Here is a 16,067-nt window from a genome sequence, read left to right as displayed (position 1 = left end):
TCCGGGTCGAGCACCGTGCCGCCGGCCGCGACCCTCCGCAGCCCGTCCAGGAACTCGTCGATCGCGGCCACCCGGTCCTTCAGCAGGTAGCCGATCCCGCCGCCGCCGGCGCCGCCACGGACCCCGCCGCCCGCGCTGCCGCCCTGGCCGGCACGCTCTCCGACGAGGACCTGGTCGGCCAGGTGCTGATGCCCTACGCGTACGGCAGTTCGGCCACCACGGTCACCCCCGCCTCCGCCGCCGGCAACCGGGCCCTCGGCGGCGTCGACACCCCGGCCGAGATGGTGGCGAGGTACCGCCTCGGCGGGGTGATCCTGGTCGGCTTCAGCGCCGACGACCCCACCTCCGGCAACCAGGCCACCACGAACGTCGACAGCCCCAAGCAGGTCCGCGAGCTGACCAACGGGCTGCGCGCGGCCGCCGCGAAGCTCCCCGCCGGCGCCGCCCCCCTCCTCATCGGCACCGACCAGGAGTACGGCGTGGTCACCCGGGTCACCGACGGGGTGACCATCCTGCCCAGCGCCCTCGCCGCCGGGGCGGCCGGCAAACCGGCGCTGACCGAGGCCGCCTGGCGGGCCGCCGGCAGCGAACTGGCGGCGATGGGTATCAACCTGGACTTCGCGCCGGTCGCCGACGTGCTCGCCACCCGCAGCACGGTGATCGGCTCCCGCTCCTTCGGCGCCGACCCGAAGGCCGCCTCCGCCCAGGTCGCCGCCGCCGTGCGGGGGCTGCAGAGCGCCGGGGTCGCGGCGAGCGTCAAGCACTTCCCCGGGCACGGCCTGAGCGCCGACGACTCGCACCAGGAACTGCCCGAGATCACCCAGCCCCGCGGCGAGCTGGACCGCGTCGCGTTCCCGCCGTTCGCCGGCGGCATCGACGCCGGCGCCATGGCGGTGATGTCGGCGCACCTGGACGTCAAGGCGGTCGACCCCGGCACCCCGGCCACCTTCTCCCGGAAGATGCTCACCGACGTGCTCCGCGGCCAGCTCGGCTTCACCGGCGTGGTGATCACCGACGGGATGAACATGGCGCCGGCCAAGCGGTTCCCCCCGGGCGAGGCGGCCGTCAAGGCGCTGCTGGCCGGCAACGACCTGATCCTGATGCCGCCGAACGTCGGCCAGGCGTACGACGGGCTGCTCGCCGCGCTGCGCGACGGGACGCTGCCCCGGGAGCGGCTGGTCGAGGCCGCCACCCGGGTACTGACCATGAAGTTCCGGCTCGCGGACCGGCCCGCACCGGCGATGTCCACGCTGAACAGCCCCGCGCACCGCAAGGCCGCCGACGCCCTCGCGTCCGCGGCCGTCACCATGCTGCGCGGCAACTGCGCCGCGCCCGTGCGCGGCCCGGTCACCGTCACCTCCGCGAAGGGGCGGGAGCGCACCCGGGCCGTGCTGGCCGAGGCGCTCACCGCTGCCGGAGTGCGGGTGGTGCCCCGTGGCGGCACCGAGGTGCACCTGGTCGGGTACGGCGACGGGGCCGGCGACCTGAGCGCCGGCGCGGCGGTGACCGTCGCCATGGACACCCCGTACGTGCTGGAGAAGGCGACGTCACCGATGCTGCTGGCCACCTACTCGTCCAGCGGTGCCCCGATGACCGCGCTGGCCCGGGTGCTCGCCGGCAAGGCCCGGCCGGTCGGTCGGTCGCCCGTCCCGGTGCCCGGCCTGCCCGCCACGAGCTGCGCCTGACGCCCACCGGCCCGGCGGGCGTGACGGGTCAGCCGGCGACGGCGACCGTCCGCGTTGCCGGCCCGCACCCTCCGGTGACCTGGCCCGCGGGCTGCCCGCGCCGGGCGGCGATCAGCCACTTCACGGCCGGCACCGCCGGTGGGAGGGGCGGCCGATCCAAGCCCTGTGTCCCGGACCCGAGGCGGAATCCGGATGCGGCCCGGGACGGGCGCTGGCAGGCTGCCGGCATGGGGCAGGACGCGCGGGGTTTCGCGTACATCGAACGGGCGGACGGCTCCGTGGTGATCAGCCACCACGGCCGGGCGGCCGGCACGCTGCGGGGTGGCCGTGCGGCGCGGTTCCTCGCCGAGGTCGGCGAGGAACCGCAACTGGTGATGGCCCGCTGGACGGGCAACTACCGCCGGGGCAACGAGCGGACCGCCCGCCAGCACCCTCGCAACCAGGGCTGAGACGACCGGGGGTCCTCGCTCGACGAGCGAGGACCCCCCGGTGTGTCCGGTGCTACAGCGGGATGTTGCCGTGGGCGCCCCGGGCGGCCGGAGCCGCGGCCAGCGCCTCGGCGATCCGACGCCGGGTCTCCGCCGGCTTGATGACGTCGTCCACCACGCCGATCTCCAGCGCCCGGTTCACCCCGCCGGCGACCTGGATCTGCTCCTCGATCAACTGCGCGCGCAGCGTCTCCCGCTGCTCCACCGGAGCGGCGGCGAGCTTCTTGCGGTGCAGGATGTTCACGGCCGCGCTGGCACCCATCACCGCGACCTCCGCGTTCGGCCAGGCGAAGACCGCGGTCGCGCCGAGCGAGCGGGAGTTCATCGCGATGTACGCCCCGCCGTACGCCTTGCGGGTCACCAGCGTCACCCGCGGCACCACCGCCTCGGCGAAGGCGTGCAGCAGCTTCGCTCCGCGCCGCACCACGCCGTCCCACTCCTGGCCCAGCCCGGGCAGGTAGCCGGGGACGTCGACCAGCACGATCAGCGGCACACCCAGCGAGTCACACATCCGCACGAACCGGGCGGCCTTCTCGGCGCTGGACGCGTCGAGGCAGCCACCGAGCCGCAGCGGGTTGTTGGCGATCACGCCGACCGTACGGCCGGCGAACCGGCCGAGCGTGGTGACGACGTTCGGTGCCCACTTGGCGTGCAGCTCCACGCCGGGGGCGTCGAGCAGCGCCTTGACCACCGGCTTCACGTCGTACGCCCGGTTGGTCTCGGCCGGCATCCGCGCGGCCAGGTCGTGGCTCTCGTCGCCCACCGGCACGTCGTCCGGGGAGAGCCGGCCCTGGTGCCCGAGCAGCGCGGCGAGCTTGCGGGCCTCCACCATCGCCGCGGCGTCGTCGGGGCACGTCACGTGCACCACTCCGGAGCGGCGGCCGTGCGGCTCGGGGCCGCCGAGCCGCTCCATGTCGACCTGCTCGCCGGTGACGCTGCGGACCACCTCGGGGCCGGTCACGAAGATCCGGCCAGTCCCGCTCATCACCACGATGTCGGTCAGCGCCGGACCGTACGCCGCGCCGCCGGCCGCCGGGCCGAGCACCACGGAGATCTGCGGCACCCGGCCGGAGGCCCGCACCATCGCCGCGAAGACCTGCCCGACGGCGTCGAGCGCGACCACGCCCTCGGCCAGCCGGGCGCCGCCGGAGTGCCAGAGACCGAGCACCGGCACCCGCTCCCGCACGGCGGTGTCGATCGCGTCGACGACGTGCCGGCACCCCTCGGTGCCCATCGCGCCGCCCATCCGGGTGGCGTCGGTGGCGTACGCGATCGCCGGCGTCCCGTCGATCTCGCCCCGCGCCCAGAGCACACCGGAGGTGTCCCGGGGGGCCAGCAGGCGCAGCGAACCGACATCGAACAGGGCCCGGAGCCGGACCTCGGGATCGCGGTAGTCCGTTGTCGAGGTGTCCGCGCTGACGGCGGTCGTGGTCACTTGAGCCTCCAAGGCTGTGGTCTCAGGCCCGCGTGAAGACGAGAGCCACGTTGTGGCCGCCGAATCCGAACGCGTTGTTCAGCGCGGCGGGGATCTCCATGTGGCGCGCCTCGTGTGCGGCCACCTCCAGCGTCAGACCGTCGTCCGGGTCGTCCAGGTTGATCGTCGGAGGGACGACACCGTGGCGGATGGCCAGGATGGTGGCGATCGACTCCAGCGCCCCGGCCGCGCCGAGCAGGTGACCGGTCATCGACTTGGTCGCCGCCAGCACCGGGTGGTCCCCGACGGCCTGGTGCAGCGCGCCGATCTCCAGCATGTCGCCCACCGGTGTCGACGTCGCGTGCGCGTTGACGTGCATGATGTCCATTCTGGCCACGTCGGCGTCCGCGATCGCCTTCCGGATTGCCCTGATGGCGCCCTCGCCCTCGGCGTGCGGCTGCACCATGTCGTACGCGTCGGAGGTGATGCCGGCGCCGGCGAGGCGGGCGTAAACCCGGGCGCCACGGGCGGCGGCGTGGTCTGCCCGCTCCAGCACCACGATGCCGGCGCCCTCGCCGAGGACGAAGCCGTCGCGGCCCTTGTCCCACGGGCGGGAGGCCCGTTCCGGCTCGTCGTTGCGGGTGGACATGGCCCGCATGGAACTGAACCCGGCGATCGGCAGCGGGTGGATGACCGCCTCCGTGCCGCCGGCCACCACCACGTCGGCCCGGCCGGCGCGGATGATGTCCAGCCCGAGCGCGATGGCCTCGGCGCCGGTGGCACAGGCGCTGGCCACCGTGTGCACCCCGGCCTTGGCGCCCAGTTCCAGCCCGACCCAGGCCGCCGGTCCGTTCGGCATCAGCATCGGGATGGTGTGCGGGGAAACCCGGCGCGGGCCGGACGCCTCCAGGATGTCGTCCTGGGCGAGCAGGGTGGTGGCGCCGCCGATGCCGGAGCCGACGCTGACCGCCAGCCGCTCCGGGTCCAGCCCGGAGTCGGCGAGGCCGGCGTCGGCCCAGGCCTGCTGGGCGGCGATCAGGGCGATCGCCTCGGAGCGGTCCAGCCGGCGCAACTTGACCCGCTCCAGCACCTCGGAGGGGTCGACCGCGAGTTGGGCGGCGATGCGGACGGGCAGCTGCCCGGCCCACTCCTGGGTGAGCGGACCCACCCCGGAGCGGCCGGCGAGCATGGCGTCCCAGGTCGACGTGACGTCCCCGCCCAGCGGGGTGGTCGCGCCGAGCCCGGTGACGACGACGTCGGTGCGACTCATGATCAGGACTGCGCCTCGATGTAGCTGACGGCGTCCCCGACGGTCTTGAGGTTCTGCACCTCGTTGTCCGGGATCTTGACGCCGAACTTCTCCTCCGCCGCCACCACGACCTCCACCATGGAGAGCGAGTCGACGTCGAGGTCGTCGGTGAAGGACTTCCCCTCGGCCACGTCGTCCGGGTTCACCCCGGCAACCTCTTCGAGGATCTCGGCGAGGCCGGCGGTGATCTCGTCACGGGTCATTACGGTGGGTTTCCTCTCCATAGGGTTTGTTCTTCTCCGCCGGATGGCGGGGCGGCACGGTGGGACCGGCCGGGTCTTCACGGGCAGCGGACGACCTGACCGGCGTAGGTCAGGCCGCCGCCGAAGCCGAAGAGCAGCACCGGGGCGCCCGAGGGCACCTCCCGCCGCTCGACCAGCTTGGACAGGGCCAGCGGCACGCTCGCCGCCGAGGTGTTGCCGGACTCGACGATGTCCTTGGCGATGATCGCCTGCGGGATGTTCAGCCGCTTGGCGATGCCGTCGATGATCCGGGAGTTGGCCTGGTGCGGCACGAAGGCGGCCAGCTCGGACGGGGCGACCCCGGCCCGCTCGCACGCCTGGAGGGCCAGCGGGGCCAGCTCGGTGGTGGCCCAGCGGAACACCGCCTGCCCCTCCTGCGCGACGTACGGGCGCCAGCCCTCGATGCGTACCGCGTCGCTCTTCTCCGGCACCGAGCCCCAGACCACCGGCCCGACCCCGGCCGGCTCGTCGCCGGTGGTGGCGGTGACCACCGCCGCGCCCGCGCCGTCGGCGAAGATGATGCAGGTCGAACGGTCGGTCCAGTCGGTGAAGTCGGAGAGCTTCTCCGCGCCGATGACGATCGCGTTGCGGGCCGCGCCGGCCCGGATCGCGTGGTCGACGGTGCCCAGCGCGTACGCGAAGCCCGAGCAGGCGGTGTTCAGGTCGTACGCGCCGGGGGCGGTGATGCCCAGCTTGCCGGCGACCCGGCAGGCCACGTTCGGGCTGCGGTCGATGGACGTGCAGGTGGCGACGACGACCAGATCGATGTCGGCGGCGCTGAGGCCGGAGTTGGCCAGCGCCTTGCCGGCCGCGGCGGTCGCCATGTCGGCCACCGACTCACCGTCGGCGATGCGCCGGCTGGCGATCCCCACCCGGTCCCGGATCCACTCGTCGTTGGTGTCCACGAGCTGGGCGAGGTCGTCGTTGGTCACCACCCGGGAGGGCTGGTAGTGCCCCAGCGCGAGGATCCGGCTTCCGGTGACGCTCATGCCTGGCCTCCGATACGGGCGAGGGGCTGACCCGGCGCGACCGGGTCGTCGTGGTGGGCGAGCCACTCGGTGAGCAGCCCGCTGTCGTGCGCGGTCACCTCGACCGGCCCCTGCCGGGTGGCGATGTGGCCGATCACCTGGCCGGTGCGCAGGTCCGCGCCCTCGGCCAGGGCCGTGACCGGCTCGAAGGTGCCCGCGGCGGGGGCGACGACGACCCGGAACTGGATCACCGGCTCGTGCCCGCCCGGGCCGCTGTGCCGGGCGATCAGGTCGCGGGCGGCGGGCAGGTCGTCGGGGGTGTTCAGGGTGACGATCTCCGGCACGCCGGTCGCCTTGAGCTCCCGCTTCACCAGCCCGGCCAGGGTGCCGGCCGGAGGCAGCTCGACCACGGCGGTGACGCCCAGGTCGGCCAGGGTACGCATGCACAGGTCCCAGCGGACCGGCGCGGTGACCTGGCGGACCAGCCGCTGGACCATCTCCCGGCCGTGGTTGACCGCCGAGCCGTCAAGGTTGGACAGCAGGATCCGGGCCGGGTCGGCCGGGGTGATCCCGGCGGCCACCCCGGCCAGCGTGGCCTCGGCCGGGGCCATGTACGGGGTGTGGAACGCGCCGGCCACCGACAGCCGGACCACCCTGCTCTTCGCCGGCGGCTCGGCGGCGAGTTTGTCCAGCCCGGCGACGGCGCCCGCGGCGACGACCTGGCCGGCGCCGTTGCGGTTGGCCGGGTGCAGCCCGTGCGCCTCGATGGCGGCGAGTACCTCGTCCGGGTCGCCACCGAGCACGGCGGCCATCCCCGTCGGCTCCAGCGCGCAGGCGGCGGCCATCTCCCGGCCACGTACGCCGGCGAGGGTGATCGCGCCCTCGGCCGGGAGCACTCCGGCGAGCGCGGCGGCGCCCAGCTCGCCGACGCTGTGCCCGGCGGTGACCGCGACGTCGTACATCGGCAGGTGCTCCGCGGCGAGCAGGGCGGCGGCCACCAGCAGCGGCTGGGTGCGGGCGGTGTCCTTGATCTCGTCGGCGTCGGCCTTCGTGCCGAGGTGCACCAGGTCGACTCCGGCGAGCGCGGACCACCAGCGCAGCCGTGCCTCGGTGCCGGTGAGGTCGAGCCAGGGGGTCAGGAAGCCGGGTTTCTGGGAACCCTGGCCGGGTGAGAGTACGGCGAGCACGTCTATGACTCTCCTGGATACGCGTGGGTAGCGCTGTGCCGGCACCAACCAAGCCGCACTAGAACCTTTGGAGGGATCCTACAAACATCAACGGCGACCATCGCCCGGCTGTGACGTTTTCCGGATGATTGGGGGCAATGTCGGGCTCGGCACGATTGAGACGCTCGGGACCACCGGGTCGAGCCGACCCACCGTGAGCGCCACCTGGAGCGCGAACGCGTCCCGGGCGGCCAGGGGTGAGAAGCCGGTCACCTCCGAGATGCGGCGCAGCCGGTAGCGGACCGTGTTCGGGTGTACGAAGAGCGACCGCGCGGCGCTCTCCAGCGTCCCGCCGGCGGCGAAGAAGGCGTCCAGCGTCTCCAGCAGCTCGCCGCCGGCGCGTACCAGCGCCGCGTACACGTCGTGCCGCAGCCGCCGACGGGCCTCGGCGTCGCCGGCCAGGGCCCGCTCGGGCAGCAGGTCCGCCGCCGACACCGGGCACGGCGCGGTCGGCCAGGCCGGCGCCGCCCGGAAACCGGCGAGCGCGGCCCGCGCCGACTCCGTCGCCTCGTCCAGACTGGGTACGGCCGGCCCCACGACCACCGGCCCCTCGCCGAAGGCGGGCAGCAGCTTCTCGGTGGCGGCGAGCGGATCGGCGGCCCCGCCGAGCACGATGACCAGCCGGTCGCCGTGCACGCCGCCGATCACCTCCACCCCGATCCGTCGGGCCTGCCGGTAGACCGTGTGCAACACGGCGGCCACCTCACCGCCCGGGGAACGGCCCACCGCCACCGCCACCGGAGGGGCGTCCGCCCAGCCGAGCGCCGCCGCCCGGCTGGCCAGCACGTCCGGGGAGTCGCCGCGCAGCAGCGCGTCCACCAGCAGTGCCTGCAAGCGCGCGTCCCACGAGCCGCGGGACTCGGCGGCGCGGGCGTACACCCGGGCGGCGGCGAAGGCGATCTCCCGGGAGAAGCGCAGCACCGCCTCCCGCAACCGCTGCTCCTCACCCTGCACGGCCAGGTGCCCCACCTGCTCCTCGACCACGTCGATGGTCACCTTGATCAGCGCCACGGTCTGCTGGAGGGTGATCGAACGGGCCAGGGCCTGCGGGGCGGTGGCGAAAACCTCGTCGGAGACCTCCTGGGTGGCGTCCGGCGTGCCGCCGCCGCCACGCAGCCACTGCACCAGGGACCGGACGCCGGCCTGCGCCACCAGCATCACCCAGGACCGCTGGTCGGCCGGCAGCTCGCGGAACCAGGGCAGGGTCTCGTCCATCCGGGACACGCTCGCGGTGGCCAGCGCCCCCGCCGCCCGCTCGATCCGGCGCAGCGTGGCCGCCAGTTCCGTCCCGCCCGGCTCGCTCACCGTCTCAGCCTGTCACGTTCTGACCAGCTCCTGGACGCGGGGCGGGCGGTAGCGCGGATCTCTTCCGCCGTTGCCGGAAGCGGTACGGCCGGGCGGCGTCGCCGTCCTGAACCGCCTGGTCGCCTCCCCGCGCCGGAAAGACGATCTTCGCGCCGCCGTGACGCCGGCACCCGGGTACGTGCCGCACGCGCCGTCGGTGCCGGCCAGTACGGTGGCACTGCCGCCGGGGCGATCTCCCGGCGCGACGCGAGCGTGAGGAGACCGGGATGGCGCACGGGGAGGCCGACCACGGCTGCGCCCAGGACGAGTCCTGCCGGCCGGGCCACCACGACCAGCCGGGGCAGGTCCGGCCCCACCGCCGGCTGGCCGCGGCACCCTGCCCGACCGAGCAGGCCCCCCGGGGAGCCGAACGGGTCGACGACCAGCCGGCGGTGCCGCGGCAGCGAGCCGGCCAGGACCGGCCCGAGGCGGGCGGCGGCGTGGGAACCGAACCGGCCGCACCGCAGCCGCCGCGCGGCGTCGAGCCGGCCGGGCCCGGGGAGGCCGGCCGGGACGCGTCGCGTGGCTGCCGCAGCGAGTTGGCCGGGTGGGCCGGCGCGCACCGGCACGGGCCGGTTCGCCCCGAGCGCCGTCCCGTCCGCCGGGAACGGCCGCCACACCGCTGGTGCTGACCGCCCGCCGGTTGCCCGGCCAGTAGCGTGAACGCGTGAAAGCGATCGCGATCGACGCGTACGGCTCGGCCGACCGGCTCGCCCTGCGGGACCTTCCGGACCCACCCGTGGGCCCGGACACGGTCCTGGTGAGGGTGCGGGCCGCCGGGGTCAACCCGGTCGACTGGAAGGTCCGCGAGGGGCTCCTCGCCGCTGCCATCCCCGGCCACTTCCCGCTGGTGCCCGGCTGGGACGCCGCCGGCGTGGTGGCGGCGGTCGGCCCGGCGGTGAGCGGGTTCTCCGTCGGTGACGAGGTGGTCGGGTACGTCCGGCGCGACCACATCCAACACGGCACGTACGCCGAGCTGGTGCCGGCTCCGGAGCGCTGCCTGGCGGACAAGCCGGTACGGGCGACCTGGGCCGCCGCGGGCGGGCTGCCGCTGGCCGGGCTCACCGCGTACCAGGCGTTGCGGGCGACCCGTACCGGCGCGGGGGACACCGTGCTGGTGCACGGCGCCGCGGGCGGGGTGGGACACCTGGCGGTGCAACTCGCCCGGGCGCTCGGCGCCGACCGGGTGATCGGCACGGCGGGCGAGGCCAACCACGACTTCGTCCGCTCGTTCGGCGCCGAGCCGGTCCACCACGGCGCCGGGCTGGCCGACCGGGTCCGCGCGGTCGCGCCCGACGGGGTGGACGTGGCGCTCGACCTGTTCGGCGGGGAGGCGTTGGACGTCTCCGCCGAGCTGCTGTCCCGCCCGGGCCGGCTGGTCTCCACCGCCGACCCGGAGCACGTCGCCCGGCTGGGCGGCAGCTACCTCTTCGTCAAGCCGTCCACCCCGGACCTGACCGTGCTGGCCGGCCTGGTCGACGCCGGGCGGCTGACCGTGCACGTCGAACGGACGTTCCCGCTCGCGCAGGCCGCGGCGGCCCAGCGCCTGGTGCGGGCCGGGCACGTCCGCGGCAAGGTGGTGCTGGAGGTCTAGGCCGCCGGCCGGGCCCGTTCAGCGGGTGCGGTGGCGGACCAGCAGGGCGATCCCGGCCAGCCCGGTGGTGATCACGAGCACCACGCCCAGGTTGAGCAGCAGCAGGCGCTGGAGTTCACCGATCGCGGTGTCGATGTCCCGGGCCGGGTTGATCGCGTCCTCCGGGATGACCCGCTCGCCACCGCCGATCCCGCCGCTGAGCGTGTCGAACTGCCGCTCCAGCGGAACCCCGGCGTGACGCAGGGTCTCGGACATGTTGAGCCGGCCGAGGAACCAGCCCGCGCTGGTCTTGCGCCCGTCGGGCTGCTTCGCCGGCCGGTAGGCCCGGGGCCCGCCCTTGGCCAGCGGGTAGAGGTCGAAGGTCTGCTTCGGTGTCTCTCCGGCGAACACCACGACCGTGTACTTCGGACCGAGGTCGGCGGCCTTGGGGCCGGTGGGCGCACCGGTGCGGCCGAACCAGTTGACCTGGTCGATGACCGCGAGCACGAGGGTGGACTGGGTGTCGGAGCGCAACCGCAGCGGCTCGCGGAGCCCGACGCCGGTGATGTCCACCCCGGGTGCCGGCTTCGGTGCGGCCCCGGCGGCACCGGCCCGGGCCGGCACAGCCGTGCCGAGGCTCAACACCACGGTCGCCGCCGCTGCCGCGAGCACCCCGAGCATCCGCCTCGTCCGTCCGACCATCGCCGCCTCCTCGCCCCGTTCGATGGATGGCTGTGCTGCAGGTCACGCGTTGGTGTGCCGACGGCGGTGACCATGCCCGTGGGCGGGTGCCCACCGCAGAGACTCCGTGGAACGGCGATCGGTTGCAGCTGCTCGACCAGTGTGTGGAACTATTTGCGATCCGGATCCGACTAATGGCCAGCCGTTGATCAGCGGCCGGATCTTACCTTTGCGGAGGGACTCATGGGGGGCAGGGTCGCACGTGTGGCGCGTGCCACGCCAGTCGTTATGGGCGCGGCGCTCGGTGTGTCGCTACTGCTGCCGGCGACGCCGGCGGCGGCGCACAACTCGCTGACCGGCAGCAACCCGGCCGACGGGGCTCGGGTGGCGACCGCGCCGGCCCAGGTGGAGCTGCGGTTCCTGTCGAAACTGGACCCGGCCACCACGACGATCACCGTGGTCGGCCCGGGTCGCGTGGCGGCCGCCGGCGGCGCGCCGCGCTTCACCGGCGACCGGGTCCGGGTGCCGTTCGCTCCCGGGCCGGCGGGCGAGTACGTCGTTGGTTACCAGGTGGCGTCCGGCGACGGCCACCCGGTGAAGGGGGAGGTGACCTTCACCCTCACCACCGGGGCCTCGGCGCCCGCTGCGGGCGCCACCCCGTCGCCGACCGGGTCCGCCGCCGTGCCGACGGCCCCGTCGGGTGCCGGTACCCCGACCGGGGGTGCCTCCGCCACCGCCGAGCCTGCCTCGGCCACCGCCGAGGACGGGAGCGCTCCGGTCTGGCCCTGGCTGCTCGGCGCCGGGCTGGCCGTGGCGCTCGGCGGCGCGCTGCTGCTGCGCCGCCGACGGTCCTGAGCCGTCCGGGCCGGACGCGTCCGTACGGTCAGACCAGGCGGACCCGGGCGGCGCGCAACCGGGCCAGGGTGCGCTCCCGGCCGAGCACCTCCAGCGACTCGAACAGCGGCAGCCCGACGGTACGGCCGGTGACCGCGACCCGGACCGGCGCCTGCGCCTTGCCCAGCTTCAGGCCGCGCTCGGCGCCGACCGCCTCCAGGGTCGACTTCAGCGCGTCGGCGTCCCAGGGCTCCAGCCCCTCGTACCCGGCGATCGCCGCGTCCAGCAGCTCGGCCGCGCCCTCCTTCATGGCCTTGGCCCAGGCCGCCTCGTCGGTCAGCGGGTCGGCCACGAAGAGGAAGTCGACGTTCGGCACGATCTCGCTGAGCACCGCGATCCGGGTCTGCGCCAGCGGTGCCACCCTGGCGAACGCCTCGGCGTCGAACTCCTCCGGCTGCCACGGCGGCGGGGCGATGGTGTCGGTGCCGGTCAGCCACGGCTGGCAGGCGGCGACGAACTCGTCGACGGGCAGCGCGCGGATGTACTCGCCGTTGAACGCGCGCAACTTCTTCTCGTCGAAGAACGCGGGGGAGGGGTTGACCTCCGTCAGCCGGAACTCCTCCTCGATCACCGACCAGGGCACGATCTCCCGATCGCCCGACGGCGCCCAACCGAGCAGCATCAGGTAGTTGCGCATCGCGTCGGCGAGGTAGCCCTCGTCCCGGTAGGCCTCCAGGGCCACCTTGTCGCGGCGCTTGGACAGCTTCTGCCGCTTCTCGTTGACCACCACCGGCACGTGCGCCCAGACCGGCGGCTTGACCCCGAGCGCGTCCCAGAGCAACTGCTGCTTCGGGGTGTTGGGCAGGTGCTCCTCGGCCCGGATCACGTGGGTGATCCCCATGGTCAGGTCGTCGACGACGTTGGCCAGCAGGAACACCGGGGAGCCGTCGCCGCGGGCGATGACGAAGTCCTCGATGAGCCGGTTCTCGAAGGTGGGCTCGCCGCGGATCAGGTCGACCACCACGGTCTCGCCCTCGTCCGGGGTACGGAAGCGCAGCGCGCGCCCCTCGCCCGGGCCCAGGCCACGGTCCCGGCAGTAGCCGTCGTAGCCGGCGTACTGCGATCCGGTGCGCGCCTGCACGGCCTCCCGGGTGCAGTCGCAGTAGTAGGCGCGGCCGGCGTCGTGCAGCCGCTGCGCGGCGGCGCGGTGCTCGGCGGCGTACGACGACTGGAAGTACGGGCCCTCGTAGCTGCCGCGGCTGATGCCGATCCAGTCCAGCGCCGACAGGATGCCCTCGGTCCATTCGGGCTTGTTGCGTGCGGCGTCGGTGTCCTCGATGCGCAGCACGAACACCCCGCCCTGCTGCTTGGCGTAGATCCAGTTCTGCAGCGCCGAGCGGGCGCCGCCGACGTGGAACATACCGGTCGGGGAAGGGGCGAAGCGCACACGTACCGTCACGTCCACCAGCCTACGGCCGACCGTGACGGGATTCCGCCAGGGGGCGGGCCGCCTCGGCCGCGCTCCGCCCCGCCCCGCCGCCCGAGGGTCAACGTACGCCGCGGATCTTGAGGACCAGGGCGCTGCCGAACACGGTGATCACCGCGGTGACCGCGTAGAGCGCCGGGTAGCCGCCCAGGTGCACCACGATCGGGGCGGAGATCGCCGGGCCGAGCACCTGCGGGGCCGAGTTCGCGATGTTGATCACGCCGAGGTCCTTGGCCCGGTCGGTGGCCCGGGGCAGCACCTCCGTGATCAGCGCCGCGTCCACCGACAGGTAGACCCCGTAGCCGGCGCCGAGCAGCAGCGCGGCGGCGATCGCCACCGGCCAGACCGGGGCGATCGCGAGCATCAGCGCGGCCACCGCCATCACCAGCCCGGAGACGATCACGTAGATCTTGCGCCGTCCGGAGCGGTCCGAGAGCATCCCCGCCACCACGGCGGTGAGGATCATGCCGAGCGTGTAGAGCAGGATAAGCGTCAGCAGCGCGCCCTCGGGGTCGGGATGGCGCACCCCGTCGGTGAGGAAGTACAGCAGGTACAGCGTGCCGAGGGCGTTGCCGATCTGGACCAGGAACCGGGTGATCCAGGCCCAGGCGAAGTCGGGGTGCCGGCGCGGGCTGATCCACATCGAGGCGGCCAGGGTCCGCAGCCGTAGCGCCGGCCGGTGCTCCCGGGGCAGCGGGTCGTCGGCGGTGAGCAGCGTGAACGGCAGCGACAGCACCAGCATCGCGGCGGCGATCGCGGCGTACCCGGCGGCGTTGCCGGTGACCACCGCGGTGACCAGTACCGCGCCGACCACCAGGCCGAGCGCCTGGGGGATGCCGACCCAGCCGGACACGCCGCCGCGTTGGGTGACCGGCACCCGGTCGGGGATGGCGGCGGTCAGGCTGGCCAGCATCGCGTTGAAGCACACCTGGGCGGCCACCCAGCCCAGCGCCACCCCGGCGATGGTCTGTTGCCGGGCCAACAGCAGCAGGGCGAGCGCGCCGAGCACCCCGCCACCGGCGGTCCAGACGTGCCGCCGGCCGAACTCCCGGCCGCCCAGCCGCAGGCAGGTACGGTCGGACAGTGCCCCCGCGAGGGGGTTGGCGAGCACCGCGGCCAGCGCGCCGAGGCCGGTCACCACGGCCAGCATGGCCTCCTTGTCGGCCGGGGCGATGCGTTCCACCTGCTGCGGCAGCAGCACCTGGATCGGGGTGAAGAAGGCCATCCAGACGCCGAGGTTGGCGGCGAAGATGAGCGCGACCCAGTTGCGGCGGACCGGGACGTGCGGTTCGGCGAGCGCCGCCGGCAGCGAGGTCGGTGTCGGGTCGACGGTGGTCACGGCCGGTCCCGGTTGTCCGCGATGAGGTCGCGGTACCACGCGTACGAGGACTTGGGCGTGCGGACCAGGGTGTCGAAGTCGACGTGCACCAGCCCGAAGCGCTTGGAGAAACCTTCCGCCCACTCCCAGTTGTCGAGCAGGGACCAGACGAAGTAGCCGGTGATGTCGACGCCGGCGTCGATCGCCGCGCGGACGGCCCGCAGGTGCCCGTCGAGGTACGTGATCCGTTCCGGGTCGTGCACCCGCCCGTCGGCGTCCGGCACGTCGTCGTACGCGCAGCCGCCCTCGGTGACCTGGATCGGCGGGAGGGCGTCGCCGTACCGCTCCTTCAGCCCGGTGAGCAGGTCACGCAGCCCGTCGGGGACGACCGGCCAGTCGAAGGCGGTGCGCGGGTACCCGTCCAGCGGCACCATCTCGAAGGGAAGCGGGGAGCCCTCCTCGGGGGCCCGGATCCCGGTGGGGTTGTAGTAGTTCACCCCGAGCACGTCGATCGGGGCGGCGATGACGTCGAGGTCGCCGTCGCGGACCACCGTCGGCTCGACGCCGGGCGGGTAGCCCAGGCCCAGCAACGGGTCGGTGAAGAGCCGGTTGTGCAGCGCGTCGTACGTCGCGCCGGCTACCCGGTCGGCGTCGGTGTCGCCGCGCAGCATCACCGGCGAGTAGTTGTTGGCGATCGCCACCGGGCTGGTGCTGTGGGCGCGCAGCGCGGCGACGGCGAGCCCGTGGCCGAGCAGTTGGTGGTGGGCCACCGGGAAGGCGTCGAAGAGCAGGGCTTCGCCCGGGGCGTGCTCTCCCGTGCCGTGGCCGAGGCTCATGTGGATGAACGGCTCGTTGAGGGTGATCCAGAGCTTCACCCGGTCACCGAGGCGGGCGGCGACCAGGTCGGCGTACTCGGCGAAGCGGCCGGCGGTGTCCCGGTTGAGCCAGCCGCCGGCGTCCTCCAGCGGCTGCGGGAGGTCCCAGTGGAACAGGGTGGCGACCGGGTCGATGCCGGCGGCGAGCAGGTCGTCGACGAGGCGTTCGTAGAAGTCCAGGCCGGCCTGGTTGGCCGCCCCGGTGCCGCCGGGCTGCACCCGGGGCCAGGCGACGGAGAACCGGTACGCCGAGATGCCGAGGCCCGCCATCAGCGCCACGTCCTCGGCGTGCCGGTGGTAGTGGTCGCAGGCCACGTCACCGGTGCTGCCGTCGGCGATCCGGCCCGGGGTGTGGGCGAAGGTGTCCCAGATGGACAGTCCGCGCCCGCCGGCGTCGGCACCACCCTCGATCTGGTACGCCGAGGTGGAGACTCCCCAGCGGAAACCGGCGGGAAACCGGGGTTGCGGCGTCGTCATGAACCCTCCCGAGAAACGTGAATCGTGTTCGGGACTCTATGGCGCGAAGCGTCGTCGCGCCATAGGCCGTCGACGATGATGTGGCAAGGGTTTTCGGCGTGTCTTTACGGAACCTGTCCCGTTACGTCCGATTTTGCGCATAGAGTG

15 protein-coding genes are annotated in these 16,067 nt (G+C 74.1%); 5 read left to right on the top strand and 10 right to left on the bottom strand.

The features are described 5' to 3' along the window. Both E1165_RS05030 and E1165_RS05025 read left to right on the top strand, forming a co-directional pair. Positions 1-1,685 (top strand): glycoside hydrolase family 3 protein (locus E1165_RS05030; protein ID WP_132388183.1); only part of this gene is annotated, 1,685 nt, incomplete at its 5' end. 227 nt (positions 1,686-1,912) lie between these two features. Beyond that, the gene (locus E1165_RS05025) at positions 1,913-2,134 is read left to right on the top strand and encodes a hypothetical protein (RefSeq protein ID WP_132388181.1); all 222 of its coding nucleotides are present in this window, start codon (positions 1,913-1,915) and stop codon (positions 2,132-2,134) included. A 52-nt stretch (positions 2,135-2,186) separates the two neighbouring features. Here E1165_RS05025 and E1165_RS05020 read toward each other — a convergent pair whose 3' ends face one another. The 6 genes from E1165_RS05020 to E1165_RS04995 all read right to left on the bottom strand — a co-directional run bounded on the left by E1165_RS05020 (position 2,187) and on the right by E1165_RS04995 (position 8,637). Next, positions 2,187-3,608, bottom strand: a complete 1,422-nt coding sequence (locus tag E1165_RS05020; protein WP_132388179.1) for an acyl-CoA carboxylase subunit beta — start codon at positions 3,606-3,608, stop codon at positions 2,187-2,189. 22 nt (positions 3,609-3,630) lie between these two features. Beyond that, a complete protein-coding gene (gene fabF / locus E1165_RS05015) occupies positions 3,631-4,857 on the bottom strand; it encodes a beta-ketoacyl-ACP synthase II (protein ID WP_132388177.1) in 1,227 nt (408 codons plus the stop codon). Between the two features lie 2 nt (positions 4,858-4,859). Further along, positions 4,860-5,099 carry an acyl carrier protein gene (locus E1165_RS05010; protein WP_007072348.1) on the bottom strand — a complete coding sequence of 80 codons (240 nt, stop codon included), beginning with the start codon at positions 5,097-5,099 and terminating at the stop codon, positions 4,860-4,862. Between the two features lie 77 nt (positions 5,100-5,176). Further along, entirely contained in the window at positions 5,177-6,127 is a 951-nt protein-coding gene (locus E1165_RS05005) for a beta-ketoacyl-ACP synthase III (RefSeq protein ID WP_132388175.1), read from the bottom strand. Next, a complete protein-coding gene (locus E1165_RS05000) occupies positions 6,124-7,293 on the bottom strand; it encodes an acyltransferase domain-containing protein (protein ID WP_132388173.1) in 1,170 nt (389 codons plus the stop codon). Before E1165_RS05000 ends, E1165_RS05005 begins: the two co-directional genes overlap by 4 nt. A gap of 87 nt (positions 7,294-7,380) precedes the next feature. Then, positions 7,381-8,637 carry a CdaR family transcriptional regulator gene (locus E1165_RS04995; protein WP_132388171.1) on the bottom strand — a complete coding sequence of 419 codons (1,257 nt, stop codon included), beginning with the start codon at positions 8,635-8,637 and terminating at the stop codon, positions 7,381-7,383. Between the two features lie 266 nt (positions 8,638-8,903). On the opposite strand from E1165_RS04995, the gene E1165_RS04990 reads away from it, so the two are divergent. Both E1165_RS04990 and E1165_RS04985 read left to right on the top strand, forming a co-directional pair. Next, the gene (locus tag E1165_RS04990) at positions 8,904-9,308 is read left to right on the top strand and encodes a hypothetical protein (RefSeq protein WP_132388169.1); all 405 of its coding nucleotides are present in this window, start codon (positions 8,904-8,906) and stop codon (positions 9,306-9,308) included. A 35-nt stretch (positions 9,309-9,343) separates the two neighbouring features. Further along, complete coding sequence (locus E1165_RS04985) at positions 9,344-10,270, top strand: NADP-dependent oxidoreductase (protein ID WP_132388167.1); 927 nt, start codon at positions 9,344-9,346, stop codon at positions 10,268-10,270. A gap of 18 nt (positions 10,271-10,288) precedes the next feature. Here E1165_RS04985 and E1165_RS04980 read toward each other — a convergent pair whose 3' ends face one another. Continuing rightward, positions 10,289-10,951, bottom strand: coding sequence for a hypothetical protein (locus tag E1165_RS04980; protein WP_132388165.1), 663 nt, complete (start codon positions 10,949-10,951; stop codon positions 10,289-10,291). 267 nt (positions 10,952-11,218) lie between these two features. On the opposite strand from E1165_RS04980, the gene E1165_RS04975 reads away from it, so the two are divergent. After that, entirely contained in the window at positions 11,219-11,785 is a 567-nt protein-coding gene (locus E1165_RS04975) for a copper resistance CopC family protein (protein ID WP_243704588.1), read from the top strand. A 28-nt stretch (positions 11,786-11,813) separates the two neighbouring features. On the opposite strand, the gene gltX is transcribed toward E1165_RS04975, so the two are convergent. From gltX to E1165_RS04960, 3 genes are all read right to left on the bottom strand, one after another. Further along, positions 11,814-13,223: a glutamate--tRNA ligase gene (gltX, locus tag E1165_RS04970; protein ID WP_132388161.1), complete on the bottom strand. Its 1,410-nt coding sequence runs from the start codon at positions 13,221-13,223 to the stop codon at positions 11,814-11,816. A gap of 88 nt (positions 13,224-13,311) precedes the next feature. Further along, entirely contained in the window at positions 13,312-14,589 is a 1,278-nt protein-coding gene (locus tag E1165_RS04965; protein ID WP_132388159.1) for an MFS transporter, read from the bottom strand. Further along, on the bottom strand, positions 14,586-15,920 hold the full coding sequence (locus tag E1165_RS04960) for a GH1 family beta-glucosidase (RefSeq protein WP_132388157.1): 1,335 nt from the start codon (positions 15,918-15,920) through the stop codon (positions 14,586-14,588). The genes E1165_RS04965 and E1165_RS04960 overlap by 4 nt, the downstream gene beginning before the upstream one ends. Positions 15,921-16,067 lie beyond the last annotated feature (147 nt).

The organism is Micromonospora sp. KC723, assembly GCF_004348595.1.
Classification (GTDB): domain Bacteria; phylum Actinomycetota; class Actinomycetes; order Mycobacteriales; family Micromonosporaceae; genus Micromonospora.
Note: the sequence above shows the minus strand (reverse complement) of the source record. Positions and strands in the feature narration are given on the sequence as shown.